The following is a 25,809-nucleotide window of genomic DNA, read 5'->3' on the forward strand; positions in this document are numbered from 1 at the left end:
CGAAATGAAGGCCGCGGTACGGCCAGCCCCATGCCCCCTTAGGCCTTGTCCATCGCCTGTATTGCGTTGAACAGCACGGTCGCGCCGAGAGCGATGTCGTCCATATCCGCCCACTCGTCGGCGCAGTGGCTGCGACCATCCTTGCAGGGCACGAAGATCATTGCTGCCGGCGCCGCCTTCGCCATCCACATCGTGTCGTGACCCGCTCCGGAGGCCATGCGGCGGTGGCTGATGCCAGAGGCGTCGGCCGACTGTTCGAGGATGGAAAGGACCTGCCCGTCGCACGGCGTCGCGGGAACGTCGGAAATCCTCGCCGGCGGTGAAATGCTCACGCCCCATTTCTCCGCCGCCCGTTCCGTCGTCTCGTTGAGAAACTCGCAGAAGATATCCATGTCTTCACGGAATTCGGCGCGCGCGTCGACGAGAAGCCTCGCCCGAGACGGGATGACATTGGCCGCATTCGGCTCGATGGCGAATTCGCCGACCGTTGCCGTGAAATGACGTGGCGACTGGGAAAGCGAGAGCGCCGCCTGCCGGATGTCGAGAACGAGTTCCGCAGCAGCCACAAGGGCATCCGCGCGGGCATCCATGCGCGTCGTTCCGGCATGATCGGCCCGGCCTTCGACGATGATCTCGATGCGGGTGATTCCGGAAATGGCGGTGACGATACCGACATTCGTCCCCTCCCGCTCCAGGACGGTGCCCTGTTCGATGTGGAGTTCGAGAAACCCCTTGATGTCCGAGCGGCCTTCCGCGACCTCGGCATTCCCCCCGACTTCGGAAATTCCGGCAGCGAGCGTCCTGCCTTCTGCATGGCGCGAAAGCCATTCTGCCGGGCGTTGCCCGGTCATGCCCCGGCTGCCGATGCAGGAGACGCCGAAGATGCTGACTTCCTCGGCAAGGAAATCCACGATCTCCAGGTCGTGGTCGAGCTCGATGCCCCTGTCAGAAAGGGCACGGGCAACTTCGAGGGCAGAGATAAGGCCGGCGATCCCGTCGAACCTGCCGCCGTCGGGGACGGTATCGGAGTGGGAGCCGATCATCAGGGTGCCCTTGCCGGAAATGCGCCCTGCGCGGCGTCCGATGAGGTTGCCGGCCGCATCTATGCGCGTCTGGAGCCCCGCTTCCCGCATGCGCCGCTCGATATACGACCTGCCCTCGAGAAACAGCGGAGAGAAGGCGCGCCGGGTCCACGGGCGTCCCGGCTCGGTGATCGCGGCGAGCGTCTCGATGTCCGCTCCGATGCGTCCTGCGTCCACAGGAAGGTTTCTGGTCATGCCGTCGCCGCCCCTCGAATTCGTGTGGATCGACCGTGCGCTAGCCGATCGCGAAGACAAGATAGACGAGGCAGATCGCGATGATCCAGAGCGCGATACGTCCCGACCGGCTGTGGCGTGCTTCCGACCGCCCGATCGCCTCGGCCGTTTCCGGGTCGAAACGCAGCCCATGCTCGCTCATGTGCACCACCTCGTGATGCAGCTTTTCGGTTTGAGCTGCAATCTCCGGCAAGGCTTCCGCGAGCTTGACGGCTGCCTTCACCCCATCCTTGAGATCTGTGACCACCCGCTTCGGCCCGAGGTTGTCGCGTATCCAGTCCCCGACCACCGGTTCCGCCGCCTTCCACATGTTGAAGCGCGGATTCAGGATGCGTGAAACGCCCTCGACGACCACCATGGTCTTCTGCAGCAGGATCAGTTCCGGCCGCGTCTGCATCTCGAAAAGGTCGGTCACCTCGAAGAGCAGCGCCAGAAGCCGCGCCATGGAGATGGTTTCGGCGGGCTGGCCGTGGATCGGCTCGCCGATGGCGCGGATCGCCTGGGCGAAGCTCGCCACGTCGTGGTGAGCCGGGACATAGCCTGCTTCGAAATGAACTTCGGCGACCCGCCGATAGTCGCGGGTGATGAACCCGTAGAGGATCTCGGCCAGGAACCGCCGCTCCTTCTTTCCGAGCCGTCCGACGATGCCCATGTCGACGGCGACGATGGTGCCGGCGTCGTCGACGAAGAGATTGCCGGGATGCATGTCGGCATGGAAGAAGCCGTCCCGCAGGGTGTGGCGCAGGAAGGACTGGATCAGCGTCTCGGCGAGACGATCGAGGTCATGACCCGCGGCGCGCAGCCCTTCCAGGTCCGACATCTTGATGCCGTCGATCCACTCCATAGTGATGACGTCGCGGCCGGTCCGCTCCCAGTCGACGAGTGGCACCCTGAAGCCGGGATCGTTCCGGGTGTTCTCGGCGATCTCGGAAAGCGCCGCGGCCTCCAGCCGCAGGTCCATCTCCACCTTGGTCGTCTGCTCGAGCGTCCGTGTCACCTCGACCGGCCGCAGGCGCCGGCTGGAGGGCATGAACCGCTCCTGCATGCGTGCGAGCAGGTACATGCTTTCGATGTCATGGGCGAAGCGCTGGCGGACGCCGGGACGAACGACCTTGACGGCAACCTTCCGGCCCTCGACGCGGGCGGGATGGACCTGGGCGATCGAGGCTGCGGCGATCGGTTCGCCGAATTCCGTGTAGAGATCGGCGATGGTCCGCCCGAGTGACAGTTCCACCGCGGTCCTCGCCGTTTCGGTCGGGAAGAAGGACATGCGGTCCTGAAGCATGGAAAGGTCGAGTGCCCAGTCCACGCCGACCACGTCGGGGCGGGTCGCGAGGAACTGCCCGATCTTGACGTAGGATGGGCCGAGCCGGTCGACGGCGCGCGACAGGCGGATGCTGCGCGCCTCCCGTTTGGCCCGGAAGCGGGCAAAGGGTTCTGCCAAGGATTTGAGCAGGCCGATCGAAGGCGGCATGTCCTGCGTCGGCAGGGCCGAGACGACGCCCTCCCGTACGAGCACCCAGCCTACGCGGACCAGTCTGAAATAGGCGCCGATCGTGCTCAAGGGCGACCTCTTTCGTTCCGCGTCGTCATCAGCGTCATCGGGCTCACAGCTTCCAGCCGGAGTGCAGCGCTGCAATGCCGCCGGTATAGTCGGTGTAGGTCACGCGCGAGAAACCGGCATTGCGGATCATGGCCGCGAAGTTCTCCTGGTTCGGGAACTTGCGGATCGACTCGACCAGATACTGGTACGGTTCGCTGTCGCCGGTGATCATCTTTCCGAACTGAGGGATCGCCTTGAAGGACCATTCGTCATAGAGGCGGTCGAGAAGAGGCAGCCCGACCTCGGAAAACTCGAGCACCAGCAGCCGGCCGCCGCGCTTCAGGACCCGGTAGGCCTCCGAAAGCGCGACATCGATGCGCGGCACGTTCCGGATGCCGAAGGCTATCGTATAGGCGTCGAAGCTGTTCGGCTGGAAGGGCAGTTCCTCCGCATTCGCCTCCACGAAGGTGAGGTTGTCGGAAAGGCCCTTCTTCGCCGCCCGCTCGGCGCCGACCGCCAGCATCGAGCCGTTGATGTCCAGGACGGTGGCATGCGCCTTGCGGCCCGAGGCCGCGACGATCCTGAAGGCGATGTCGCCGGTGCCGCCCGCGACGTCCAGGATCCGGTAGGAGGAATCCCGGCGCGGGTTGAGTGCTGCGACCATCGCGTTCTTCCAGACCCGGTGCAGCCCGCCGGACATCACATCGTTCATGATGTCGTAGCGTTTCGCGACCTTGTGGAAGACGTCGTTGACGAGATGCTGCTTCTCGCCCTCGGCGACCTGCCGAAACCCATAGGAGGTTTCCATGCCGCCTTCTGCAGAGGTGCGCGCTTCACTCATCCGATACTCCTTGCTCGTCGTCCGGTCGGCGACCATAGCGAAATCACGTTCGCCTCGCTATCTGTGGCGCACGTCAGGTCGGCAGTGCGACCTTTCGCCCGGTATAGACGAGGCGGACGGGCGTTGAAACAGGAAGTTAGACAGTCATGCCGGAATTGCCAGAGGTGGAAACAGTAAGGCGCGGTCTTGCGCCGGCCATGGAGGGAGCTCGCCTGGAAAGGCTGGAGCTTCGCCGCCCCGATTTGCGCTTTCCCCTTCCCGTCGGCTTGGCGGAGGCAGTCGAAGGGCGGCACATCCTCTCGCTCGGTCGTCGTGCCAAATATCTGTTGATCGATCTGGAGGAGGACCAGACCATCATCTCCCATCTCGGCATGTCGGGTTCGTTCCGGGTGGAGGAAGGGCCGGCCTCCGAAGCGCCCGGTGCTTTCGTTCATCCGCGCTCGAAGGACGAGAAGCATGATCACGTCGTGTTCCATCTGCGCTCCGGAGGCGGCGCATCCCGCGTCATCTATAATGACCCGCGCCGGTTCGGCTTCATGCATCTCTGGAAGCGCAGCGAACTGGATACCTACCCGTCCTTCGTGGGGCTCGGCCCGGAGCCGACGGGCAATGTCTTAGACGCCGGTTATCTCGCACGCCGGTTCGCCGGCAAGAGCCAGCCGCTGAAGGGAGCATTGCTGGACCAGGGCGTCGTGGCCGGGCTCGGCAACATTTATGTCTGCGAAGCGCTGTGGCGGGCGCATCTTTCTCCGCAGCGCAAGGCGGGCTCACTGGTTACGCCGACCGGACGACCGAAGGCATCCCTTCTTGTTCTGGCCGACGCGATCCGTGCGGTAATCGCCGATGCGATCGCTGCCGGCGGTTCCTCGCTTCGCGACCACATCCAGACGGACGGCTCCCTGGGCTATTTCCAGCATTCCTTCTCCGTCTACGACCGTGAAGGGGAGGCTTGCAGGACGCCGGGATGCAACGGTACGGTGGCCCGCATCGTTCAGGCTGGCCGCTCATCCTTTTACTGTGCCAGCTGCCAGAAATAGGAGGAGAGACCATATGGCGGACTTCGAAACGCTGCTGACGGAAACGCGCGGCAATGTCGGGCTGATCACGCTGAACCGGCCGAAGGCGCTGAATGCTCTGAATTCTACCGTCATGCGGGAGTTGTCGGAAGCATTGAAGGCTTTCGACAGCGATCCCTCCATTGGTGCCGTGGTGCTCGCAGGCTCGGAGAAGGCATTCGCCGCCGGAGCCGATATCAAGGAGATGCAGGCGGTCGACTTCGTCGATGCCTTCGTAGGCGACTTCCTGGGCGGCTGGGAGGCGGTCGCCGCCACCCGCAAGCCGATCGTCGCAGCAGTCTCCGGCTATGCGCTCGGCGGTGGCTGTGAGCTGGCCATGATGTGTGATTTCATCATCGCATCGGAGACGGCGAAGTTCGGGCAGCCGGAGATCACGCTGGGCGTGATCCCGGGCATGGGAGGATCGCAGCGGCTGGCGCGGGCTGTGGGCAAGGCGAAGGCGATGGACCTTGTCCTGACCGGACGGATGATGGATGCAGCAGAGGCGGAGCGTGCCGGCCTGGTCGCGCGGATCGTTGCCCCCGAAAGGTTGCTCGACGAGGCGCTGGAGGCTGCGGCAAAGATCGCATCTTTCCCGCGCGCCGCCGTTCTCATGGCGAAGGAAGCGGTCAATCGCGCCGACGAGGTGACGCTTGCCGAGGGGCTTCGTCTCGAGCGGCGCCTTTTTCAGTCCCTTTTCGCCACGCAGGACCAGAAGGAAGGCATGTCCGCCTTCGTGGAAAAGCGGAAACCGAGCTTCACCAACCGATGATGCCGAAGTTCTGCGCTGCAGCCAAAATGCGCGTTGACTGCACGCGCCTTTCAAGCTATATGCCGCGCCACAGTTGGGAAAGCCTGATCATGGCTTCCTCTAATGCTCCCTGATTGCTGAAGACAAGGTCGCTGACGGCCGCGGCAACGGTGGAGTTTGGTTCGAATTCGTAGAGAGGCATAGATGGCCAATACAACTTCGGCGAAAAAGGCGACCCGCAAGATCGCTCGCCGTACCGCAGTGAACAAGGCTCGCCGTTCGCGCGTTCGCGGCTTCATCCGCAAGGTGGAAGAGGCGATCGCTTCCGGTGATCTGGCAGTCGCGTCCGAAGCTCTGAAGGCAGCACAGCCGGAGATCCAGAGGGCGGCCACCAAGGGTGTTCTCCATCGCAATACGGCGTCGCGCAAGGTCTCCCGCCTGGCCGCTCGCGTGAAGGCATTGAGCGCCTAATATTAGCATTTCAAAATTTTGTGATGAAGCCTGGCGGATCGCCGGGCTTTTCCGATTCAAGCTCTCGCTGCCGCGAGGCCGGCTGAGCCTGGCCTCTTCGATGTCAGAGCGATGACAGAGAATATGTCGATATTTCAAAGGCTTAGTCGAGCTAGCTTTGGGAGGAGTTTCGACGGCTTCACACAGAAGGCGCCAGAAATGAGTCAAGCGATTTTTTATTTTTTCTGTGAATACCCGCCTCGGGGCAGTGTCATTTTTGAATCTCATTGATTCAACAGCGATTCTCCACGGCCCGTTTCGGGCGATGCCAAACCGCCATCGAGAGTCAACCGTCGCCAATTAATTTTGGGTAAAAATCAGCATTGATCTAACCCCGCGATCCTGCCTAAATGCCTTCAGCAAGGGCACGGGGATGACTTCAGAAAGGTCGCCGGCGGCCGCATCGTACGATGCGGAGGGTGATCTTTTTGCGCTCTTGCTGCGGACTGCGATGTTCGCTTTCCATGTAACCGACGGTTGTGTGCCGGATTCCAGCGGGTCTCCGGGCGAGATCGTTTTGTCAACTTGCCGACCCGGTTCGGCAGCGATCGAGAAGAGGTGGGCAGACCCCGGCGAAACCGGGGGGCGGGCGCAAGCTGAACGTCAAGAGCGCAGCGCGCGGAGATGACCGATGTCTTTGGCTGGCATCGGAAGTCGGTGGCGGCGAGAGGATGGCCGGAAGAACCAATCATCGGAAGGCCAGGGTATTTTTCAACGAGGTTGTTCTGGCGGCAGAAGCGCTGGCAGGTCAAAGAATGGAAGGCGGCAAGACAATGCATACGAACATCGGAGCGGCACTTGCAACGGGTGGCGGGGACCACTCCCTGCAGGCATTCGATCCAGCGTCTACCCGAGCGGCAGGGGAAAACAGCGAGATGAAGCATGAGGCTCTTTTCGAGCGGGTGAGCCAGCGTTTGAAGGCACAGGTCGGCCAGGATGTATACACGAGCTGGTTTGGCCGCCTGAAGCTTCACTCCATCTCCAAGAGCGTCGTTCGTCTTACCGTCCCGACAACTTTCCTGAAGTCCTGGATCAACAACCGCTACCTCGATCTCATCACCAGCATCTTCCAGGCGGAAGATGCCGGCATCCTGAAGGTGGAGATCCTGGTCCGCAGCGCCAGCCGAAATTCGCGGCCCGTCGGCGCCGAGGTCCGCCCCGCCGCCGGTGACGTTGCTGCTGCCGCTCCCGCTTCGGTCGTACGTCAGCCGGTTCGCGAGATCGGCAAGATCGCCCAGTTCCCGACCGCCGCCTCTCCCGCACGTCCCAACGCTGCGGCTCCGCTGTTCGGCTCTCCCCTCGACGCGCGGTTTACCTTCGAGACCTATGTCGAGGGTCCGTCCAACCGCGTGGCGCTTGCAGCCGCCAGAACGATTGCCGAAGCCGGGGCCGGCGCGGTGCGCTTCAATCCGCTCTTCATTCATTCGGGCGTCGGGCTAGGAAAGACCCACCTGTTGCAGGCGATCGCCAACGCAGCGGTGACCAGCGCTCGGGCGCCGCGTGTCGTGTATCTGACCGCTGAATATTTCATGTGGCGCTTTGCCACTGCGATCCGCGACAACAATGCGCTGACGCTCAAGGATTCGCTCCGCAACATCGACCTCCTGATCATCGACGACATGCAGTTCCTGCAGGGCAAGATGATCCAGAACGAGTTCTGCCATCTTCTCAATACGCTGCTGGACAGCGCCAAACAGGTCGTGGTTGCCGCCGACCGTGCGCCCTGGGAGCTGGAATCCCTCGATCCGCGCGTCCGTTCCCGCTTGCAGGGCGGCGTGGCGATCGAGATGGAGAGCCCCGATTACGAGATGCGCCTGGAAATGCTGAAGCGCCGGCTGGAAGTCGCCCAGCAGGAAGATGCCTCGGTGGATATTCCGGCGGAGATCCTGTCGCATGTTGCCAGGAACGTGGCCAGCAGCGGGCGTGAACTGGAAGGCGCGTTCAACCAGTTGCTCTTCCGCCGCTCGTTCGAGCCGTCGCTCTCGATCGACAGGGTCGACGAACTCCTGGCGCATCTCGTCGGCACCGGCGAAGCGAAGAGGGTACGCATCGAGGACATTCAGCGGATCGTCGCACGACACTACAACGTCTCCCGCCAGGAGCTCGTCTCCAACCGTCGCACCCGCGTCGTGGTGAAGCCGCGCCAGATCGCCATGTACCTATCGAAGACGCTGACACCGCGGTCCTTCCCGGAGATCGGTCGCCGCTTTGGCGGCCGCGACCACACGACGGTGCTGCATGCGGTCCGCAAGATCGAGGAACTGATCGGGGGCGACACGAAGCTCAGCCACGAAATCGAGCTTCTGAAGCGTCTCATCAACGAGAACAACGCCTGACCAAGCAGGGCCGGCAGAAATGCCGGCCTTTCGTCATTCAGGCAGGTCTGTTTGTGGAGCTCCAGTCCGTCAGCAGGCCAGATCGGCGACGACCGCGTCGAGGATGAGCATGCCCTTCGGCGTGCAGCGCAGGCGCGAATTGCCCAGGCGCTCGATGAAGCCGTGTTCCAGTAAAATCTGTTCGCGCCGTGGGTCCGGGTCGCGGCCGGACAGTTGCTGCCAGCGGGCGAGATCCACGCCCTCCGTCAGCCGCAGTCCCATCAGCAGGAGTTCGTCGGCCTGCTCATCGCGGCCTAGCTCCTCCTGGTCAATCATCCCATGCCCCTGCCGTCCCACGAGATCGAGCCAGGCTTCCGGCCGGCGTTCGGTGGCCGTGGCGATCTTCTGGGATCCCCGCGTCAGCCGCCCGTGCGCGCCGGGGCCGATCCCGGCATAATCGCCGTAGCGCCAATAGGTGAGGTTGTGGCGGCTTTCCGCACCCGGCCGCGCGTGGTTGGAAACCTCGTAGGCCGGAAGCCCGTAGCGGGCCGTAGTCTCCTGGGTCGCTTCATACAGATCTGCCGATTGATCCCCGTCCGGCACCAGGAGCTTGCCTGCCTTGTGCAGGCCGTAGAAGGGCGTGCCTTCCTCGATGGTGAGTTGGTAGAGGGACAGATGGTCGACCGCGTAGGAGATGGCCTCCTTCAGCTCCGCCTCCCAGGCATCCACCGTCTGCCTCGGACGCGCATAGATGAGATCGAAGCTCATGCGCGGAAAGATTTCGCGCGCCAGCCGGATTGCCTTCAGCGCGTCGGCCACATCATGCAAGCGGCCGAGGAACTTCAGGTCGGCATCGTTCAGTGCCTGCACCCCCAGTGACACGCGGTTGACGCCGGCGGCGCGGTAGCCGCGGAAGCGTTCAGCCTCGACGCTGGAGGGATTGGCCTCCATGGTGATCTCGATGCCCTCGGGAACATGCCAGTGCCGGCTGATGCTCTCCAGCACGGCCGCGACCGTCGCTGGCTCCATCAGGGAGGGTGTGCCGCCCCCGAGAAAGATGCTGGTCACTGTCTTAGGTCCGCTCATCTGGCGCATCCACCCCATCTCCGATTGGAAGGCGGCTGCGAAACGCGGTTGGTCAACCGGCTGATGACGAACATGGCTGTTGAAATCGCAATAGGGGCACTTGGCCGCGCAGAACGGCCAATGGACATAGATCCCGAAACCGGGCTCGCCGGTGTCGGGCAGAAGGGGGGCGTCGATGTTCACCGCGGCTCAGGCCTCAAGACAGGTTTCGACGAAGCGTTTGAAGGCGCGTGCACGATGCGAAAGAGCGTCCGGTTCGCCACGGCGCCAGCCATGCTTCTCGTCCGAACTCATCTCGCCGAAGGTAAGGTCATAGCCCTGCGGTTGAAAGACCGGATCGTAGCCGAAGCCTTTTTCGCCGCGGGGCGGCCAGACCACGGTTCCCTCGACTTCGCCGCGGAAGAACTCGGTGTGCCCGTCCGGCCAGGCGAGACAGATAACGCTGACGAACCGGGCGGTTCGCTGCTCCGGCGTCACCGCGCCCCGCTCGGCCAGTGCCTTCTCCACCTTCTCCATCGCCATGCCGAAATCGCGGCTGCCGTCCTCGCGTTCCGCCCAGTTGGCGGTGTAGACGCCGGGAGCGCCGTCAAGGGCGTCGACGACCAGCCCTGAATCGTCGGAGAGCGCGGGAAGCCCGGAGGCTTTCGCAGAGGCGAGAGCCTTGATCGCGGCATTTTCCTCGAAGGTCGTCCCGGTCTCGTCGGGCTCGTCGAATTTAAGATCCGAGGCCGACCTTGCGTCGAAGCCGAGCGGCCCGATCAGTTCCGCGATCTCCCGGATCTTGCCGGCATTGTGGCTGGCGACGACGATGGTCTTGGTGTCGAGCTTGCGCATGTTCTGGATACCTCAGCCGATGGACCATAGGCCCGGCTCGGCGCATTCGAGACTGTTGCCCGCGGGGTCGCGGAAATAGATGGACCGGGCGCCATTTGGCCAGATGACGTCGCTCTCGATCGCCACACCCGCCTCTTTTAGCGCGGCGGCGACGGCATCGATGTTGCTGCGTGCGACGCGGAAACAGGCGTGACCCTGGCCGGTCGTTCCGTGGGGCGGGACCTGCGGGCCGTCTTCAGAGGGCGCCTTTACGGTCTCCCCGGGATTGAACATCAGGAGCACGCCAGGACCGCATCGGAAGAAGACATGGCGATTTCCCGCCCGCACGATGCGTTCGAGCCCAAGAATATCGCCGTAGAAGCCCTCGGCTGCATCGAGGTCTTCGGCATAGAGTGCGGTTTCCAGTATGCCCTCGATCAGCACCCGTGTTCCACCTATTGCGTGATGGCCTGCTTCTGCAAGCCCACCAGTTCCTCGGTTCCCGCTTTCGCCAACGCCAGCAGAGACAGGAATTCATCCTGGCTGAATGGCGCACCTTCGGCCGTTCCCTGGACCTCGACGATCCCGCCTGCACCGGTCATCACGAAATTCGCGTCGGTCTCGGCGGCGGAATCCTCCAGATAATCCAGGTCGATCACCGCCTGACCGGCAAAGATGCCGCAGGAGATCGCCGCGACGTGATCTTTCAGCACCCTGTCCACCTTTGTCATCGACCGGGCTTCCATCCATTTCAGGCAGTCATGGAGGGCGATCCAGCCGCCGGTGATTGCGGCGGTCCTCGTGCCGCCGTCCGCCTGGATGACGTCGCAGTCGATGGTGATCTGCTTTTCCCCGAGTGCCGTCAGGTCAACCACAGCGCGAAGCGAGCGGCCGATCAGGCGCTGGATTTCCTGGGTGCGGCCGCCTTGCTTGCCCGAGGCGGCCTCGCGCTTCATGCGATCGCCGGTAGCGCGCGGCAGCATTCCGTATTCAGCCGTCACCCAGCCCTTGCCGCTGTTGCGCAGCCAGGCCGGCGGCTTCTCCTCCAGGCTGGCGGTACACAGCACATGCGTATCGCCGAAGCGGACGAGGCAGGAACCCTCCGCATGCTTGGAGAAGTTGCGCTCGAAGGAAACCTTGCGCATCTGGTCGGTTTTTCTGCCTGAAGGCCGCATCTCTTGCTCCTGGAGAGTTCGTCTCGCCTTCTAAGGGGCTCCCCCGCCTTTTGCAAAGAAAAAGGCTGCCGAGAGAGCGGGAGCGCCTTTTGCGGGCGTGCATTTCCGGTGGCGAAGACCAAGGCGGCTTACTATATTCCGAGGACGAGCAACAGAGGGATCCAGGCAGCGATGGGTTTCATGGCCCGAAGGGAGAACGGCATGTCGCTGGACGACCGTTCGCGCGAGATTTTCAGGCGCATCGTTGAAAGCTATCTTGAAACCGGAGAACCCGTGGGATCCCGCAATCTGTCGCGTCTCCTGCCGATGTCGCTGTCACCGGCATCGGTGCGGAACGTTATGAGCGACCTGGAGGAACTGGGGCTCATCTACGCGCCCCATGTCAGTGCAGGGCGGTTGCCGACCCAGTCCGGCCTTCGCTTCTTCGTGGACGCCTTCATGCAGGTGGGGGACCTCTCGGAAGACGAGCGGACGAGCATCGAACGCCAGATCCGCCCCGAAGACCGCGACCGCCCGCTCGAAACCCTGATGAATGATGCCAGCCGCATGCTGTCAGGCGTCTCGCGAGGCGCCGGCATCGTGGTGACGACCAAAAGCGATCCGGTCCTCAAGCATGTGGAATTCATCCGCCTCGAGCCTACCAAGGCATTGGCCGTTCTGGTGGGCGAGCACAATCAGGTGGAAAACCGCATCATCGACCTGCCGGCCGGGGTGACATCTTCGCAGCTGACCGAGGCGGCGAATTTCCTCAATGCCCACCTTTCGGGGCAAACCCTCATCGAGCTCCGCGCCGAGCTCGAGAAGCTCAAGACCCAGGTTCAGAGCGAGCTAACGGCCCTGTCGCAGGACCTGGTGGAGCGGGGGCTGGCCGTCTGGTCCGGCACGCGGGAGGACGGCAGGCCGAACCAGCTGATCGTGCGCGGCCGCGCCAATCTTCTCGAAGGCATGACGGACCTCGATGACCTGGACCGGCTGCGCATGCTCTTCGACGACCTGGAAAAGAAGGACAGTCTGATCGAGATCCTCGATCTCGCCGAGAGCGGCCCCGGCGTGCGGATCTTCATCGGCTCCGAGAACAAGCTCTTCTCGCTTTCCGGCTCCTCGCTCATCGTGGCGCCTTATCGGGACCAGGAAGAGCGGATCGTCGGCGCGGTCGGCGTGATCGGCCCGACGCGCCTCAACTACTCGCGGGTGGTCCCTATGGTGGACTACACCGCTCAGCTGCTGGCAAGACTGACGCGGCAGCCGCGCTGATCACCCACATCCCCCTCGACAGCCTTGATTTTTGAGGTTCAAACCTCGATATCGGGCACAACTTTGTGAACGTAGATACCGGAGAAGGTCATGACCGACGAAACGAAGAAGAACGGACCTGACGCGGGCCAGAGTGAAGCCGCTTCCGAAAACCCAACCGCGACGACAGCGTCCGCTCAGCGGGACGAGCCCGTCAACGATGCGGCCGAGGCTTCATCGTCCGAGGCTGATCCGGTGGCGGCGCTGCAGGCGGAGAATGCCGAGCTTCGCGACCGCTTTCTTCGCATGGCGGCCGAAATGGAAAACCTCCGCCGCCGCACCGCGCGCGATGTAGCGGATGCCAGATCCTATTCTGTTGCGGCCTTTGCGCGCGACATGCTGGGCGTTTCCGACAACCTGCGCCGCGCCATCGATGCGGTGCCTGCCGAGATGCGTCAGGCGGCTGATCAGACCTTGAGCGCGCTTCTGGAAGGCGTGGAGATGACGGAGCGTTCCATGCTCTCGGCACTGGAACGTCACGGCGTGAAGAAGATCGACGCCGAAGGGCAGAAGTTCGATCCGAACTACCACCAGGCGATGTTCGAGATTCCGAATGCTGAGGTCCCGAACAATACGGTCCTGCAGGTCGTACAGACCGGCTACACCATCGGGGAGCGGGTTCTGAGGCCGGCCATGGTGGGCGTCTCGAAAGGCGGGCCGAAAGCGGAAAACGCCGCTGCCAATACCGCCGAGGGCGAGAAAGCCGACGGCTGATTGCCCAGTATGAAAGAACCCGCCCGAGGCCATCAGGCTCCGGGCGGGTTTGATGGCGGTAGCCTTAAGCAGATCAGGCGGCGTTGGCCTGCTCTTCATTCAGAAATGCATATATCGCAGAGGCGGAGTCCGTCTGCCGGAGCTTTGCCACCAGTTCCTGATCGCGCAGCACGCGTGCGATGCGGGAAAGGGCCTTCAGATGGTCCGCGCCCGCGCCCTCGGGCGCCAGCAGCAGGAAGACGAGATCGACCGGCTCGTCATCCAGCGCTTCGAAATCGATCGGCGTTTCCAGGCGCGCAAAAACACCTTTGATAGACGAGATACTGCTCAGCTTGCCGTGCGGGATCGCTACGCCGTGACCGACGCCCGTCGAGCCGAGCCGCTCGCGCTGGAGGATGACGTCGAAGATTTCCCGTTCGGCAACGCCGGTGAGCTTGGAGGCCTTGGAGGCCAACTCCTGCAGCAACTGCTTCTTGGAATTCACTTTCAGGGCGGGAATAATCGCATCTTGCTGCAGCAAATCTGCCAAAGCCATTCTTTTCATCCTTTGTACCACCGCAAGGTGGAGGGAGCGTCGCTGCCGACGCTCTCCCAGATTCGTTAGCCTTTGATATTGGTGGAATCGATCCAGCCGATATTGCCGTCATTGCGGCGGTAGACGATGTTCAGGTCCTCCTTGCCGGGGCTCCGGAACAGAAGGATCGGCTCGTCGGTCATATCCAGCGCCATCACGGCGGTTGCGACGGACATCGTCCTCAGCTGCTTCGAGCTTTCCGCCACGATGGTGGGCGAGAAATCCTCCGGCAGCTCCTCGTCCTCTTCCGGAATCGCGTCCATGACGGTGTAGGCCACTTCAGCAGGGCCGTTTCCCTGCTGGCCGGCATGATGGTCCTTCAGCTTGCGCTTGTAGCGGCGCAGGCGCTTCTCGATGCGCTCGGCAGCGGCGTCGAAGCTCAGCTGTGGATCATTGGCCTGGCCTGCCGCATGCAGGACGATCCCGGTGTCGAGATGGACCTTGCAATCGGTCGAAAAGCGCGAACCGGATTTCTCCACGATCACCTGACCGGAATACCCCCCGTCGAAGTACTTCGTGACAGCCTCGCCAATCTGATCCTCGATCCGCTGGCGGAACGATTCACCGACTTCCATCTGCTTACCAGATACACGCACACTCATGGATTATTTCCTTCTTGTCGTGACTTGCGTGTTTCAGTCTACGCCAACCGTCCACCTCATCCAAGCGCTTCACGCGGCACGAGGATGTTTTTGGAGTACGATTGAGTACGGGAATAAGGGCTCTTGCTTTGTCCGTTGCAATTGCGGCGGGCTTCTACCCCCGCGGCTGCCGAAAGTCAACGTGTCGTTAATAAACGCCGGAGAACGGCGGATTTGAAGGCATTCTTCGGCCTGCAGATCCATCCGGACGGCAGTCCCGCCGGCACTCCAGGTCCTGCGGGCGTGAAGGATTTCACCCTGTCCCTTCGCTGCTTGACCCGGCGGTCACCGCGGCATTGAAGTCGGCGAAGAACTGCTGCGCCAGCTTGCGTGAGGAGGATTCCACCAGACGGGAGCCGAGTTGTGCAAGCTTGCCGCCAACCTGCGCCTGGGCCGAATACCTCAGAACCGTCTCCGGCCCTTCCTCCACAAGGAAAACGTCCGCAGCTCCCTTGCCGAAGCCTGCTATGCCGCCTTTCCCTTCACCGGAGATCGTGTAGCTTTCGGGGGGATTAATGTTGGAGAGCGAGATCTCGCCGTTGAAGGTGGCGGAGACCGGTCCGATCTTCAGGCGGACGGTAGCCACCAGTTCCGTGGGCGAACTCTGTTCCAGGCTTTGACAGCCGGGGATGCACTGCCGGAGAGTCTCGGTATCGTTCAACGCCGCCCATACGATCTCCCGCGGTGCGGGAATGCGCTCCTCGCCTTCGATATGCATTCTCGGATCTCCTCCCAAAGTCTCCGACAAGAAGGTAGTGGAAGGGAAAGCGCTTTGCCAAGGGCCGCCCCGATGCTATTTGCAGCGAAACCTTTCAAGCAGCGGACCGGCAGATTGAAGAACAGGGAAAGACGTATCGACGGGAGGCGCGCCGGACATCCGGCGTCCCAGACGGGCTCCCAGGCGGAGAAGAGCCGGACGCCTCGAACGGAAAGGCAGGCGAGGAAGCCCGCACCAGCCCGGACCGAAAATCCGGCAGGGGAGGGCTCGACCGCTCGTCCGATGACGAGGCGGACAGGAGAACGTCCGGTCGAACGTGTGCCGGTCATTCTGGAGTCGCGCGGCGCAGGGGACTTTCACCTCATCGACAGCGGCAGCGGCCTGAAGCTGGAGCAGTACGGCCCCTATCGTATCGTACGTCCGGAAGCGCAGGCGTTGTGGCAGCCGTCACTTCCCCCTGCGGTATGGCAGAAGGTCGATGCCATCTTCACCGGAGATACGGATGAAGACGGCATGGGCCGCTGGAAGTTTCCGCGGGAGGCTCTCGGCGAGACCTGGCCGCTTTCCCTGCTCGGCATTGATTTCCTGGGCCGCTTCACCTCCTTCCGCCATGTCGGCGTCTTCCCCGAGCAGATCGTTCACTGGGAGTGGCTGAAGCGGCAGGTCGAAGCGGCGGGGCGTCCCGTCAAGGTCCTGAACCTGTTCGGCTATACGGGCGTCGCCTCGCTGGTCGCCGCCGCTGCCGGCGCCGAGGTCACCCACGTGGATGCGTCGAAGAAGGCGATCGGCTGGGCGCGGGAAAACCAGGCGCTTTCTCAGCTTGAACGGGCGCCGATCCGCTGGATCTGCGAGGACGCGATGAAGTTCATCCAGCGGGAGGAGCGTCGCGGCAACCGGTACGACATCATACTGACCGACCCGCCGAAGTTCGGGCGGGGACCGAACGGCGAGACCTGGCATCTGTTCGAGCACCTGCCGCTCATGCTGGATGTCTGCCGCAACCTGTTGTCCGCGAACGCGCTCGGGCTGGTGCTGACAGCCTATTCCATCCGTGCGAGCTTCTACTCCATTCACGAACTGATGCGCGAGACCATGCGCGGCGCCGGCGGCGTGGTCGAGTCGGGCGAACTGGTCATCCGCGAGGGCGGCCTGGGTCGGGACGGCGACGGTCGCGCACTCTCCACATCCCTTTTCAGCCGTTGGGTACCGGAATGACCGAAGAACTTCGTCGGGGCGCGCACCGCGTCGGGCAAGTGAAGGAGGTCACGAGCCTCGCGAACCCGATCGTCAAGGACATCAAGGCGCTGACGAACAAGAAGGACCGCGAGCAGAGCGGCACCTTCATGGCGGAAGGGCTGAAGCTCGTCATCGACGCGCTCGAACTGGGCTGGACCATCCGCACCCTCGTCTATGCGAAGGCCGCCAAGGGAAAGCCGCTGGTGGAGCAGGTGGCCGCGAAGACGGTGGCGAGAGGAGGCCTCGTCCTCGAGGTCAGCGAGAAAGTGCTGTCGTCGATCACCCGGCGGGACAATCCGCAGATGGTGGTGGGGATTTTCGACCAGAAGTGGGCTCGGCTGCCGGATCTGGAGCTGACGAGCGACAAGACCTATGTGTCCCTCGACCGGGTCCGGGATCCGGGGAATCTCGGAACCATAATCCGCACGGCGGATGCCGCCGGTGCGTCCGGCGTGATCCTCCTCGGGGAGTGCACCGATCCGTTCTCGCTGGAGACGGTGCGGGCAACGATGGGCTCGATCTTTGCGGTACCGCTCGTCCGGGCGACGGCCGAGGAATTCCTGGCCTGGAGAAAAGGCGGGGCGATGGAACTCGTCGCGACGCATCTCGCCGGCGCCGCCGATTATCGCAGCGTCGACTATACGAAGAACCCAGTAGTGCTGCTGATGGGCAACGAGCAATCTGGCCTGCCCGATCTGCTCGCAAAGGCGGCGGACCGGCTGGTGCGCATTCCGCAGCAGGGACGGGCGGACAGCCTCAATCTGGCGGTCGCCACGGCCGTCATGCTGTTTGAGGCACGCCGACACCTCCTCGTATTGGAGGATGACGAATGACGGGCGCGGCTTCGATCTTCTCGCGTCCTGCCGTGGCTGTCGTCATCGTTCTGCTGGCGATTGCCCTGGACCAGGCAATCAAGTTTGCGGTGGAAACCCATCTTCCCATGGAAGAGGCGGTGCCGGTGATCCCGATGCTCGCCCTGTACCGTACCTACAATCTTGGGGTGGCGTTCTCTCTGCTGTCCGGAATGGAGAGGGAATTCATCATCGGGATGCGGGTCGTCATCGTGGCCTTCGTGCTGTGGCTCTGGCGGCGTAGCCCGAAGGAGCGGACGTTCGCACACCTCGGCTTCACCCTCATCGTGGCGGGCGCCCTCGGCAACCTTGTGGACGGCTTTCTCTACGGGCATGTGATCGACTACATCCTTTTCTACACCTCCACCTGGTCCTTTGCGGTGTTCAACCTCGCCGACAGCTTCATTTCGATCGGCGCGGTCCTGGTCATCCTCGACGAGCTGTTCGTTGCAAAGCCGTTGGGATCGCCGGAGGAGGGCGAGTAGAGAAAGTCTTAGCGATTGGTGCCGCAGTATGCCGACACGGCGACGCCAGGGCAGGCCTTTTCCATGCGCACTTTCTCTGTTCATCCCAAGGATTGGATTAAGTCTCTCCGCCAGGTTCGTCCAAGGATTGCGGCTCGTCTCACGGCACGCAGCCGTCGCGCCGAGACGAGCAATGCAGCGATGTCGCGTCAGATGGCGGCGGTGGTGCATGAGCTTCGCACGCCTCTGAACGGAATTCTCGGGATGACCTACCTGCTCGGCCAGACGAAGCTGACGGCCGAGCAGCAGAACTACCTGAGCGGCATCCGCCAGTCCGGCCATGCGCTGGCGCAACTGGTCGAAGACCTTCTGGACCTCTCGACGCTGGAAGCGGGAAAGTTCCGCCTGAACGCGAGGGTGGCCAATCTCCGTCAGCTGATCGAAAGCGTCGTGGAGATGCTGGCGCCGCGTGCCCACGAGAAGCGTATCGAGATAGCCGCGACGGTGGCCGCCGACGTGCCGGAGCTTCTCGAATTCGATCCGGCCCGGCTCCGCCAGGTCCTTTTCAACGTGATCGGCAACGCGGTGAAGTTTACCGGGCAGGGTGGTGTCCTCATTCGCGTTCATGTCGAGGAGCCGGATGTCGTGATTGCGGTCAGCGACACGGGACCGGGCATGACGGCCGAGGCCCAGAAGCGCCTCTTCCAGGACTTCGAGCAGATGGGAGACGCCGCGCAGCGCAGCGGGGGAACGGGACTCGGCTTGGCGATTGCGTGTCGGATCCTCCGTGAATTCGGAGGCTCGCTCTCCGCCATCAGCGAGAGCGGTGTCGGCAGTAGCTTCACGATCCGTTTCCCGCTCCGGCTGGCGGAAGATGCGGCGGCCGGGGCGGGGCAGCGGAACAGGTTGCTGGTAGGAAGCCGGGTGCTGCTGCTCGCGCCCGCAGGGCCGGCAGCAACCGCCATGGCCGCAACGATAGAAACGCTCGGCGGATTTTGCCGCCGTGCCGGCAGTGCGGAGGAGGCCGCCGAAGCTCTTGCTCACAATGCCCGCAACGCCGGCCGCTTCACCGATCTCATCGTCGATCACCGCATGGCGGCCGAAGCCCTGGCGGGCTTGGAACAGGCTGCGCCCTATCGCATACTGCTCGTCAACCCGGAGGAGCGCGCCTCGCAACCGCAGGACCTCTACGATGCCTGGCTGATCCGGCCGCTGCGGGAGAAATCTCTGATCGACGTCCTGGTGGGCCGCCTCAGAAGGCGGGACGGTGCAGCGGTTGTGCCGGTGGAGAACCGGACGGAGGATCGTGCCGCGCGGTCGCTCGCCGTTCTCGTTGCCGAAGATGATCCCGTCAGTGCGATGCTCGTCAGTGCGGTGCTGCGCAAGGCCGGTCACCGGGTGACCCTCGCGGAGGATGCTGCGGCGCTGCTCGAACGCGCAACGTCTTCTGTCGACAGGCAAGACCTGATCGTCAGCGACCTGCATATGCCGGGGATGGATGTCGTCGAGGCATTGTCGGCCGTGCGCCGGCACGAGAAAACGACGGGACTGCATTCCCGTCCCATCATCGTTCTTTCAGGCGATGCTGCGGAGAATTCCCCCGATGGCCTGGAGTCCCTGGCGATAAGTGCAAAACTGACGAAGCCGGCGGATCCCGCACATTTGTTGAGGATCATCGATAGCCTGGCAGTCGCGACGTTTCCTGCCGCGAACCGCATTGACGTCCCAGCTTCCGCGCCCCTATTGTCATAACCGGTGTCATTTTTCTGTTGTGGGAAGATGATTAGTGGCGGTGAGTTGAACCTGCGGGGCAAATCACCATGGCGCTGGAATTCCTGAAGCACGACGTGAACGCGAACCCTAGCCAGCCTCTGCTGCTGCATCCGGCCGGCGAAATCCTCGGGCGGATCGGCAGCCTCGAAACGCGCCTCGCACGCAACGAGCGCGAGGTGGATGCTGCGCAGGCTGTTCGCTTCAGAGTGTTCGTGGAGGAAATGAAGGCACAACTTCCTCCCGACGCGATGCGCCTGCGCCGGGATGTCGATGTCTTCGATTCGTTCTGCGACCACCTGCTCGTCATCGACCGGGCCATCGAGGGCGATGTCGAGGACCAGATCGTGGGAACCTACCGCGTGCTGCGCCAGCAGGTGGCCATGTCCCATGGCGGCTTCTATTCTGCCTCGGAATTCGAGATCGGGCCGATGCTGGAGCGTCATTCCGACAAGCAGTTCATGGAGCTCGGCCGTTCCTGCGTCCTTCCTGCCTACCGGACGAAGCGGACGGTGGAACTGCTGTGGCAGGGGAACTGGGCCTATGCGCTGAGGCATGGCATCGGCGCGATGTTCGGTTGCGCATCCTTTCCCGGGGTCCGGCCGGAAGAACATGCCCTGGCCCTCTCCTTCCTCCATCACAATGTGAAGGTGAGCGGCGAGTGGGCCGTATCGGCGCGGCCGGAACTCCACCGGGAGATGGATCTGATGCCGCGCGAAGGCGTCGATGCCCGTAAGGCGCTGGCTGCCATGCCGCCGCTGATCAAGGGCTACCTGCGGCTTGGCGCGATGATCGGCGAGGGAGCGGTGGTGGACCAGGCCTTCAATACCACCGACGTCCTGGTGGTATTGCCGATCGCGGCGATCTCGGCCCGCTACATCAACTATTACGGTGCTGACGCGGGCCGCTTCGCAAGCTGAGCGCGGCCCGCCTCAGCCTGAGGTTTACGTTCCCGCATTGTAGGCCGCGATCGCGGCCATGTTGACGATGTCGGAATCCTTGGCCCCCATGGAGGTGATCTGCACCGACTTGTCGAGCCCGACGAGCAGCGGCCCGATGACGGTCGCCGTCCCGAGTTCAGCCAGCATTCGCGTCGAGATGGAGGCCGAGTGGATCGCCGGCATCACCAGCACGTTGGCCGTTCCCGAAAGACGGCAGAAGGGGTATTGCTCCATGCGTTGCGGGTTCAAGGCGGTGTCCGCACCCATTTCCCCGTCATACTCGAAATCGACCTGGCGACGGTCGAGGATCTTGACTGCTTCCCGCACCCGCTCGGATCGTTCGCCCGTGGGTTGGCCGAAGGTGGAATAGGCCAGCATCGCCACCCGGGGTTCATAGCCCATGCGGCGCGCGACGCGTGCGGCTTCGACCGCGATGTCCGCCAGTTCCTCCGCCGTCGGCATGTCATGGACGGCCGTGTCCGCCACGAAGACGGTCCGGCCGCGGGAAAGCACCAGCGAAACGCCGATGACACGGTGGCCGGGCTTGGTGTCGATGCAGCGGCGCACATCCTGAAGAGCCGTCGCGTAATTTCGGGTCGTGCCCGTCACCATGGCGTCGGCGTCGCCGACCGCCACCATGGTGGCCGCAAAATGGTTGCGGTCGTTATGAATGAGGCGCTGCACGTCGCGCAGCAGGAAGCCCTTCCGCTGCAGGCGTGCGTAAAGGTGATCGATATAGGTTTCGACGCGGTCGGAGATGCGGGCGTTGACGATCTCGATGTTGGGGCGGTCGAGTTCGATGCCGGCCTTCTCCGCCGTTGCCCGGATGACGTCGTCCCGACCGAGCAGGATCGCCGTGCCGAGTTGGTGGTGCGCGAAGGAAATCGCCGCGCGCATGACCTGCTCTTCTTCCGCTTCCGCGAAGACGACCCGCTTCGGGAAGCGGCGGACCCGTTCATAGATGCCTTGCGTCGTCGCGGCGATCGGATCCCGGCGGGCGGAGAGCTCACGCGCATAGGCGGCGAGATCGGTGATGTTCTTGCGGGCCACGCCGCTTTCCATCGCCGCTTCCGCGACGGCGACCGGAATGGCTGAAATCAGCCGCGGATCGAACGGCACGGGGATGATGTATTGCGAGCCGAAGCGCGGCCGGTTGCCCTGGTAGGCGGCGGCGACATCGTCCGGTACGTCCTCGCGCGCCAGGTTGGCGAGCGCCCGCACGGCGGCGATCTTCATGGCATCGTTGATCTGGGTCGCCCGCACGTCGAGGGCGCCGCGGAAGATATAGGGAAAACCGAGGACGTTGTTGACCTGGTTGGGATAGTCCGAACGGCCTGTCGCCATGATCGCATCGTCCCGGATGCGCGAAACCTCTTCCGGCGTGATCTCGGGATCCGGATTGGCCATTGCGAAGATGATCGGCCGCTCCGCCATGGAGCGGATCATTTCTTCGGAGAAGGCGCCCTTCTGCGATAGGCCGAAGACCACGTCGGCGCCATTCATCGCCTCCTCCAGCGTACGCTTGTCGGTCTTGGCTGCGTGCGCCGATTTCCACTGGTTCATGCCTTCGGTGCGGCCCTGGTAGATGACGCCCTTGGTGTCGCAGAGGATGATGTTGTCGGGGTTGAAGCCCATCGCCTTGATGAGCTCGATGCAGGCGATGGCTGCGGCGCCGGCGCCGTTGCAGACGAGGTTCGTCGTCGCGAGGTCGCGGCCGGTCAGTTCCAGGGCGTTGATCAGTCCGGCGGCAGCGATGATCGCAGTTCCGTGCTGGTCGTCGTGGAAGACCGGAATATCCATCAGCTCGCGCAGGCGGCTTTCGATGATGAAGCATTCCGGCGCCTTGATGTCTTCGAGATTGATGCCGCCGAAGGAGGGTCCGAGGAACCGCACGCAGTTGATGAATTCGTCGACGTTCTCCGTGTCGACCTCGAGATCGATGGAATCCACATCGGCGAAGCGCTTGAACAGCACCGACTTGCCTTCCATCACGGGCTTTGAGGCCAGCGCGCCGAGATTGCCGAGCCCCAGGATGGCGGTGCCGTTGGAAATCACGGCCACCATGTTGCCGCGCGTCGTGTAGTCGTAGGCGGTGGCGGGATCGGCGGCGATCGCCTTAACCGGAACGGCAACACCCGGAGAATAGGCCAGCGACAAGTCGCGCTGCGTCGCCATCGGCTTTGTCGGATTGATCTCCAGCTTGCCGGGGCGGCCCTCCGCGTGAAAGGCGAGTGCTTCCTGTTCCGTCACGGAAGCGCGTTGCCGGGCGGCCTTGTCGTTCACGGGCATAGCTTCTCCAGCTTCTTGTGGGCAGCCTTCTTTCCGGCCGCGGCAGATGTTGTCTTTCAGGGGTCAACATCGATAGAGTCGCCAATCCCCGCGCGCAACAAAAAATCGGTTCCGTGACCCAGTTTGAAAGATTCTCCATCGACGCGCTGAGCACGGCTGAACTGGCCTCGGCCGAAAGCCGCGCCTCGGCGACGCCGATGATGGAGCAGTACATCGAGATCAAGGCGAACAATCCGGATTCGCTGCTGTTCTACCGGATGGGCGACTTCTACGAGCTCTTCTTCGAAGACGCGGTGGAAGCCTCTCGGGCGCTCGGCATCACGCTGACCAGGCGCGGGCAGCACATGGGGCAGGACATCCCCATGTGCGGGGTGCCGATCCATGCGGCGGACGACTATCTGCAGAAACTGATCTCGCTGGGCTTCCGCGTCGCCGTCTGCGAACAGGTGGAAGATCCCGCCGAGGCGAAGAAGCGCGGCTCCAAATCGGTCGTGAAACGCGATGTGGTGCGTCTGGTGACGCCCGGCACCTTGACCGAGGAGAAGCTGCTTTCCCCGTCCGAGTCGAATTACCTGATGGCTGTCGCCCGCATCCGCGGATCGAGCGAGCCGCAGCTGGCACTCGCGTGGATCGATATCTCGACCGGCGTCTTCCGTCTCGCCGAGACGGACCAGGGGCGGCTCCTGGCAGACGTGCTGCGGATCGAGCCGCGCGAGTTGATCGTGCCGGATACCATGTTTCACGATGCGGACCTCAAGCCCGTCTTCGATATGCTCGGCAAGGTGGCGGTGCCGCAACCGGGTGTTTTGTTCGACAGCGCCAGTGCGGAAGGTCGTATCACCCGTTACTTTAGTGTCGGTACGCTCGATGGTTTCGGCAGCTTCTCGCGGGCCGAACTGGCGGCGGCCGCCGCCGCGATCGCCTATGTCGAGAAGACGCAGATATCGGAGCGTCCGCCGCTTGGTATTCCCGAACGGGAGAGCGCTGCATCCACCCTCTTCATCGACCCGGCCACCCGCGGCAATCTCGAATTGACGCGGACACTGTCCGGTGACCGCGAAGGGACGCTTCTGAAGGCGATCGATCGGACCGTCACGGGCGGGGGCGCGCGCCTGCTTGCGGAGCGGCTGATGTCGCCGCTGACCGACCCGTTGCGGATCAATCGCCGATTGGATTCCATCTCCTTTCTCCTGGATGAGCCTTTGCTCTGTTCGGATCTGCGCGCGGCCCTGAAGCATGTGCCGGACATGCCGCGGGCGCTCTCACGTCTGGCGCTCGATCGCGGAGGCCCCCGTGACCTGGGCGCCATCCTGCGCGGCCTGGGGGCCTCCCGGGCCGTCGCCGCCTTCCTCGAAAAGGCCATGCTGCCGGAGGAACTGGGTGAGGCCTTGGCAGATCTCAAGGCGCTGCCGGCGGATCTGGAGGCGATGCTGGGCGGTCTGCTCGCTGACGAGCTGCCGCTCCTGAAGCGTGACGGCGGCTTTCTGCGCGACGGCGCCGACGCCGAACTCGACGAGGTCAGGGCGCTCCGCGACCAGTCCCGGCGGGTGATTGCCGGCCTGCAGTTGCAATATGCCGAGGAAACCGGCGTCAGGTCGCTGAAGATCAAGCACAACAACGTTCTCGGCTATTTCATAGAGGTCACCGTGGGCAATGCCGGCCCCATGACCGATACACCGGAAGGCAAGGCCCGTTTCATACACCGCCAGACCATGGCGAACGCCATGCGCTTCACCACCACCGAGCTTGCGGACCTGGAGAGCAGGATCGCCAATGCGGCGGATCGCGCGCTGTCCATCGAGCTTGCGGCCTTCGCTCGTATGGTCGAAGCGGTGACCGGCCAGGCTGAAGCTATCAAGAAGGGTGCCCGCGCCATCGCCTCGATCGATGTTGCGGCCGGCCTCGCATGTCTGGCCGAGGAATGGGGCTATCATCGCCCCGTCGTCGATGGCTCGCGCATGTTCGCGATCGTGGGCGGGCGCCATCCGGTGGTGGAGCAGGCTTTGAGGCGCCAGTCGGAAGGTCCGTTCATCGCCAACGATTGCGACCTTTCTCCTGCCGAGGGAGGGGAATTCGGCGCGCTGTGGCTGCTGACCGGCCCTAACATGGGCGGTAAGTCGACCTTTCTGCGGCAGAACGCGTTGATCGCAATTCTCGCCCAGATGGGTTCCTTCGTTCCGGCCGCTTCAGCGCATATCGGAGTGGTGGATCGGCTGTTCTCGCGCGTCGGAGCCTCCGACGATCTTGCCCGTGGACGCTCCACCTTCATGGTGGAAATGGTGGAGACGGCGGCGATCCTCAACCAGGCGACGGACCGCTCGCTGGTGATCCTGGACGAGATCGGCAGGGGGACGGCGACCTTCGACGGCCTGTCGATCGCCTGGGCGGCCGTCGAGCACCTTCACGAGGGGAACAGGTGCCGAGGGCTCTTCGCCACCCACTTCCACGAACTGACGGTTCTCTCCGAGAAGCTCGCGCGGCTCTCCAATGCCACCATGCGGGTGAAGGAGTGGGACGGCGAGGTGATCTTCCTTCACGAGGTCGGTCCCGGCGCAGCCGACCGCTCCTACGGCATCCAGGTGGCCCGGCTAGCCGGGCTGCCGGCTTCCGTCGTCGCCCGCGCCCGCGATGTCCTGACCATGTTGGAGGATTCCGACCGGAAGAATCCGGCCAGCCAGTTGATCGACGACCTGCCGCTCTTCCAGGTGGCGGTCCGGCGCGAGGAACAGCGGAAATCGGGATCCTCCGCGGTCGAGGAAAGGCTGAAGGCGATCAATCCCGACGATATGACGCCCAGGGAAGCTCTGGAGGCGCTTTATGCGCTGAAGAAGCAGCTTTCAGCGAACTGACGCGGCAGGTCTTTCACTCCGTCGTTCATGCGAGGTGGTGAACGCGCCGGCGATTATAGGCATT

General features: G+C 63.4%; 23 protein-coding genes. 12 read left to right on the forward strand and 11 right to left on the reverse strand.

Translation table 11 applies throughout. The features are described 5' to 3' along the window. Positions 1-38 precede the first annotated feature (38 nt). The 3 genes from RTCK_RS18025 to ubiE are packed head-to-tail and all read right to left on the reverse strand — an operon-like array spanning position 39 to position 3,700. Complete coding sequence (locus RTCK_RS18025; protein WP_142593823.1) at positions 39-1,277, reverse strand: Zn-dependent hydrolase; 1,239 nt, start codon at positions 1,275-1,277, stop codon at positions 39-41. A 40-nt stretch (positions 1,278-1,317) separates the two neighbouring features. After that, the gene (gene ubiB, locus RTCK_RS18030; RefSeq protein WP_142522013.1) at positions 1,318-2,880 is read right to left on the reverse strand and encodes a 2-polyprenylphenol 6-hydroxylase; all 1,563 of its coding nucleotides are present in this window, start codon (positions 2,878-2,880) and stop codon (positions 1,318-1,320) included. A 43-nt stretch (positions 2,881-2,923) separates the two neighbouring features. Next, a complete protein-coding gene (ubiE, locus tag RTCK_RS18035) occupies positions 2,924-3,700 on the reverse strand; it encodes a bifunctional demethylmenaquinone methyltransferase/2-methoxy-6-polyprenyl-1,4-benzoquinol methylase UbiE (RefSeq protein WP_142593824.1) in 777 nt (258 codons plus the stop codon). Between the two features lie 146 nt (positions 3,701-3,846). Here ubiE and mutM point away from each other — a divergent pair, with 146 nt between their 5' ends. The 4 genes from mutM to dnaA all read left to right on the forward strand — a co-directional run bounded on the left by mutM (position 3,847) and on the right by dnaA (position 8,352). Continuing rightward, positions 3,847-4,737, forward strand: a complete 891-nt coding sequence (mutM, locus tag RTCK_RS18040; RefSeq protein ID WP_142522011.1) for a bifunctional DNA-formamidopyrimidine glycosylase/DNA-(apurinic or apyrimidinic site) lyase — start codon at positions 3,847-3,849, stop codon at positions 4,735-4,737. Positions 4,738-4,750: 13 nt separating this feature from the next. After that, positions 4,751-5,527: an enoyl-CoA hydratase gene (locus RTCK_RS18045; protein WP_142522010.1), complete on the forward strand. Its 777-nt coding sequence runs from the start codon at positions 4,751-4,753 to the stop codon at positions 5,525-5,527. A 183-nt stretch (positions 5,528-5,710) separates the two neighbouring features. Further along, positions 5,711-5,977 (forward strand): 30S ribosomal protein S20, encoded by a 267-nt coding sequence (rpsT, locus tag RTCK_RS18050; protein ID WP_142522009.1) that lies wholly within the window; start codon positions 5,711-5,713, stop codon positions 5,975-5,977. 812 nt (positions 5,978-6,789) lie between these two features. Next, entirely contained in the window at positions 6,790-8,352 is a 1,563-nt protein-coding gene (gene dnaA / locus RTCK_RS18055; protein ID WP_142593825.1) for a chromosomal replication initiator protein DnaA, read from the forward strand. 69 nt (positions 8,353-8,421) lie between these two features. Here the strand turns inward: dnaA and hemW are convergent, their stop codons facing one another. From hemW to rph, 4 genes are read right to left on the reverse strand one after another with little or no spacing between them, the layout of a single operon-like run. Then, positions 8,422-9,600 (reverse strand): radical SAM family heme chaperone HemW, encoded by a 1,179-nt coding sequence (gene hemW, locus RTCK_RS18060; protein WP_142593826.1) that lies wholly within the window; start codon positions 9,598-9,600, stop codon positions 8,422-8,424. 6 nt (positions 9,601-9,606) lie between these two features. Continuing rightward, the gene (rdgB, locus tag RTCK_RS18065) at positions 9,607-10,251 is read right to left on the reverse strand and encodes an RdgB/HAM1 family non-canonical purine NTP pyrophosphatase (RefSeq protein WP_142593827.1); all 645 of its coding nucleotides are present in this window, start codon (positions 10,249-10,251) and stop codon (positions 9,607-9,609) included. A 12-nt stretch (positions 10,252-10,263) separates the two neighbouring features. Beyond that, the gene (locus tag RTCK_RS18070) at positions 10,264-10,671 is read right to left on the reverse strand and encodes a VOC family protein (protein WP_142593882.1); all 408 of its coding nucleotides are present in this window, start codon (positions 10,669-10,671) and stop codon (positions 10,264-10,266) included. A 14-nt stretch (positions 10,672-10,685) separates the two neighbouring features. Further along, positions 10,686-11,405: a ribonuclease PH gene (gene rph / locus RTCK_RS18075; protein ID WP_142522005.1), complete on the reverse strand. Its 720-nt coding sequence runs from the start codon at positions 11,403-11,405 to the stop codon at positions 10,686-10,688. A 171-nt stretch (positions 11,406-11,576) separates the two neighbouring features. Between rph and hrcA the strand changes: the two genes are divergently transcribed. After that, a complete protein-coding gene (gene hrcA, locus RTCK_RS18080; protein WP_142593828.1) occupies positions 11,577-12,659 on the forward strand; it encodes a heat-inducible transcriptional repressor HrcA in 1,083 nt (360 codons plus the stop codon). 90 nt (positions 12,660-12,749) lie between these two features. Then, positions 12,750-13,412, forward strand: coding sequence for a nucleotide exchange factor GrpE (grpE, locus tag RTCK_RS18085; protein ID WP_142593829.1), 663 nt, complete (start codon positions 12,750-12,752; stop codon positions 13,410-13,412). A gap of 73 nt (positions 13,413-13,485) precedes the next feature. Here grpE and ptsN read toward each other — a convergent pair whose 3' ends face one another. The 3 genes from ptsN to RTCK_RS18100 form a co-directional block, all read right to left on the reverse strand. Beyond that, a complete protein-coding gene (ptsN, locus tag RTCK_RS18090) occupies positions 13,486-13,947 on the reverse strand; it encodes a PTS IIA-like nitrogen regulatory protein PtsN (RefSeq protein WP_142522002.1) in 462 nt (153 codons plus the stop codon). A 65-nt stretch (positions 13,948-14,012) separates the two neighbouring features. After that, on the reverse strand, positions 14,013-14,588 hold the full coding sequence (gene hpf / locus RTCK_RS18095; RefSeq protein ID WP_142522001.1) for a ribosome hibernation-promoting factor, HPF/YfiA family: 576 nt from the start codon (positions 14,586-14,588) through the stop codon (positions 14,013-14,015). A gap of 292 nt (positions 14,589-14,880) precedes the next feature. Next, entirely contained in the window at positions 14,881-15,345 is a 465-nt protein-coding gene (locus tag RTCK_RS18100; protein WP_142522000.1) for an SRPBCC family protein, read from the reverse strand. Positions 15,346-15,417: 72 nt separating this feature from the next. Between RTCK_RS18100 and RTCK_RS18105 the strand changes: the two genes are divergently transcribed. The 5 genes from RTCK_RS18105 (at position 15,418) to RTCK_RS18125 (ending at position 20,586) form a co-directional block, all read left to right on the forward strand. Beyond that, positions 15,418-16,560 carry a class I SAM-dependent methyltransferase gene (locus RTCK_RS18105; protein WP_235988754.1) on the forward strand — a complete coding sequence of 381 codons (1,143 nt, stop codon included), beginning with the start codon at positions 15,418-15,420 and terminating at the stop codon, positions 16,558-16,560. Further along, entirely contained in the window at positions 16,557-17,414 is an 858-nt protein-coding gene (locus RTCK_RS18110) for a TrmH family RNA methyltransferase (RefSeq protein WP_142593831.1), read from the forward strand. Before RTCK_RS18105 ends, RTCK_RS18110 begins: the two co-directional genes overlap by 4 nt. Next, a complete protein-coding gene (gene lspA, locus RTCK_RS18115) occupies positions 17,411-17,917 on the forward strand; it encodes a signal peptidase II (protein WP_142593832.1) in 507 nt (168 codons plus the stop codon). The genes RTCK_RS18110 and lspA overlap by 4 nt, the downstream gene beginning before the upstream one ends. Positions 17,918-18,097: 180 nt before the next feature. Then, positions 18,098-19,648, forward strand: a complete 1,551-nt coding sequence (locus RTCK_RS18120) for a hybrid sensor histidine kinase/response regulator (RefSeq protein WP_185928048.1) — start codon at positions 18,098-18,100, stop codon at positions 19,646-19,648. Between the two features lie 68 nt (positions 19,649-19,716). Continuing rightward, positions 19,717-20,586, forward strand: coding sequence for a GNAT family N-acetyltransferase (locus RTCK_RS18125; protein WP_142593834.1), 870 nt, complete (start codon positions 19,717-19,719; stop codon positions 20,584-20,586). A gap of 24 nt (positions 20,587-20,610) precedes the next feature. On the opposite strand, the gene RTCK_RS18130 is transcribed toward RTCK_RS18125, so the two are convergent. After that, on the reverse strand, positions 20,611-22,896 hold the full coding sequence (locus RTCK_RS18130) for an NADP-dependent malic enzyme (protein WP_142593835.1): 2,286 nt from the start codon (positions 22,894-22,896) through the stop codon (positions 20,611-20,613). Positions 22,897-23,093: 197 nt separating this feature from the next. Between RTCK_RS18130 and mutS the strand changes: the two genes are divergently transcribed. Then, positions 23,094-25,745 (forward strand): DNA mismatch repair protein MutS, encoded by a 2,652-nt coding sequence (gene mutS / locus RTCK_RS18135; protein ID WP_142593883.1) that lies wholly within the window; start codon positions 23,094-23,096, stop codon positions 25,743-25,745. The last annotated feature ends 64 nt before the right edge of the window (positions 25,746-25,809 follow it).

This window comes from Pseudorhizobium endolithicum (assembly GCF_902153245.2).
In the GTDB taxonomy this organism is placed as follows: Bacteria; Pseudomonadota; Alphaproteobacteria; order Rhizobiales; family Rhizobiaceae; genus Neorhizobium; species Neorhizobium endolithicum.

What these genes read in the sequence shown, in the direction of transcription:
- rph (WP_142522005.1), bottom strand. Translation starts at nt 11,405, where the DNA reads ATGCGGCCTTCAGGCAGAAAAACCGACCAGATGCGCAAGGTTTCCTTC.
- RTCK_RS18025 (WP_142593823.1), bottom strand. Translation starts at nt 1,277, where the DNA reads ATGACCAGAAACCTTCCTGTGGACGCAGGACGCATCGGAGCGGACATC.
- grpE (WP_142593829.1), top strand. Translation starts at nt 12,750, where the DNA reads ATGACCGACGAAACGAAGAAGAACGGACCTGACGCGGGCCAGAGTGAA.
- rdgB (WP_142593827.1), bottom strand. Translation starts at nt 10,251, where the DNA reads ATGCGCAAGCTCGACACCAAGACCATCGTCGTCGCCAGCCACAATGCC.
- lspA (WP_142593832.1), top strand. Translation starts at nt 17,411, where the DNA reads ATGACGGGCGCGGCTTCGATCTTCTCGCGTCCTGCCGTGGCTGTCGTC.
- RTCK_RS18120 (WP_185928048.1), top strand. Translation starts at nt 18,098, where the DNA reads ATGTCGCGTCAGATGGCGGCGGTGGTGCATGAGCTTCGCACGCCTCTG.
- hpf (WP_142522001.1), bottom strand. Translation starts at nt 14,588, where the DNA reads ATGAGTGTGCGTGTATCTGGTAAGCAGATGGAAGTCGGTGAATCGTTC.
- rpsT (WP_142522009.1), top strand. Translation starts at nt 5,711, where the DNA reads ATGGCCAATACAACTTCGGCGAAAAAGGCGACCCGCAAGATCGCTCGC.
- ubiE (WP_142593824.1), bottom strand. Translation starts at nt 3,700, where the DNA reads ATGAGTGAAGCGCGCACCTCTGCAGAAGGCGGCATGGAAACCTCCTAT.
- RTCK_RS18130 (WP_142593835.1), bottom strand. Translation starts at nt 22,896, where the DNA reads ATGCCCGTGAACGACAAGGCCGCCCGGCAACGCGCTTCCGTGACGGAA.
- RTCK_RS18100 (WP_142522000.1), bottom strand. Translation starts at nt 15,345, where the DNA reads ATGCATATCGAAGGCGAGGAGCGCATTCCCGCACCGCGGGAGATCGTA.
- RTCK_RS18045 (WP_142522010.1), top strand. Translation starts at nt 4,751, where the DNA reads ATGGCGGACTTCGAAACGCTGCTGACGGAAACGCGCGGCAATGTCGGG.
- dnaA (WP_142593825.1), top strand. Translation starts at nt 6,790, where the DNA reads ATGCATACGAACATCGGAGCGGCACTTGCAACGGGTGGCGGGGACCAC.
- RTCK_RS18125 (WP_142593834.1), top strand. Translation starts at nt 19,717, where the DNA reads ATGGCGCTGGAATTCCTGAAGCACGACGTGAACGCGAACCCTAGCCAG.
- hrcA (WP_142593828.1), top strand. Translation starts at nt 11,577, where the DNA reads ATGGGTTTCATGGCCCGAAGGGAGAACGGCATGTCGCTGGACGACCGT.
- RTCK_RS18110 (WP_142593831.1), top strand. Translation starts at nt 16,557, where the DNA reads ATGACCGAAGAACTTCGTCGGGGCGCGCACCGCGTCGGGCAAGTGAAG.
- mutS (WP_142593883.1), top strand. Translation starts at nt 23,094, where the DNA reads ATGATGGAGCAGTACATCGAGATCAAGGCGAACAATCCGGATTCGCTG.
- ptsN (WP_142522002.1), bottom strand. Translation starts at nt 13,947, where the DNA reads ATGGCTTTGGCAGATTTGCTGCAGCAAGATGCGATTATTCCCGCCCTG.
- mutM (WP_142522011.1), top strand. Translation starts at nt 3,847, where the DNA reads ATGCCGGAATTGCCAGAGGTGGAAACAGTAAGGCGCGGTCTTGCGCCG.
- RTCK_RS18105 (WP_235988754.1), top strand. Translation starts at nt 15,418, where the DNA reads ATGCTATTTGCAGCGAAACCTTTCAAGCAGCGGACCGGCAGATTGAAG.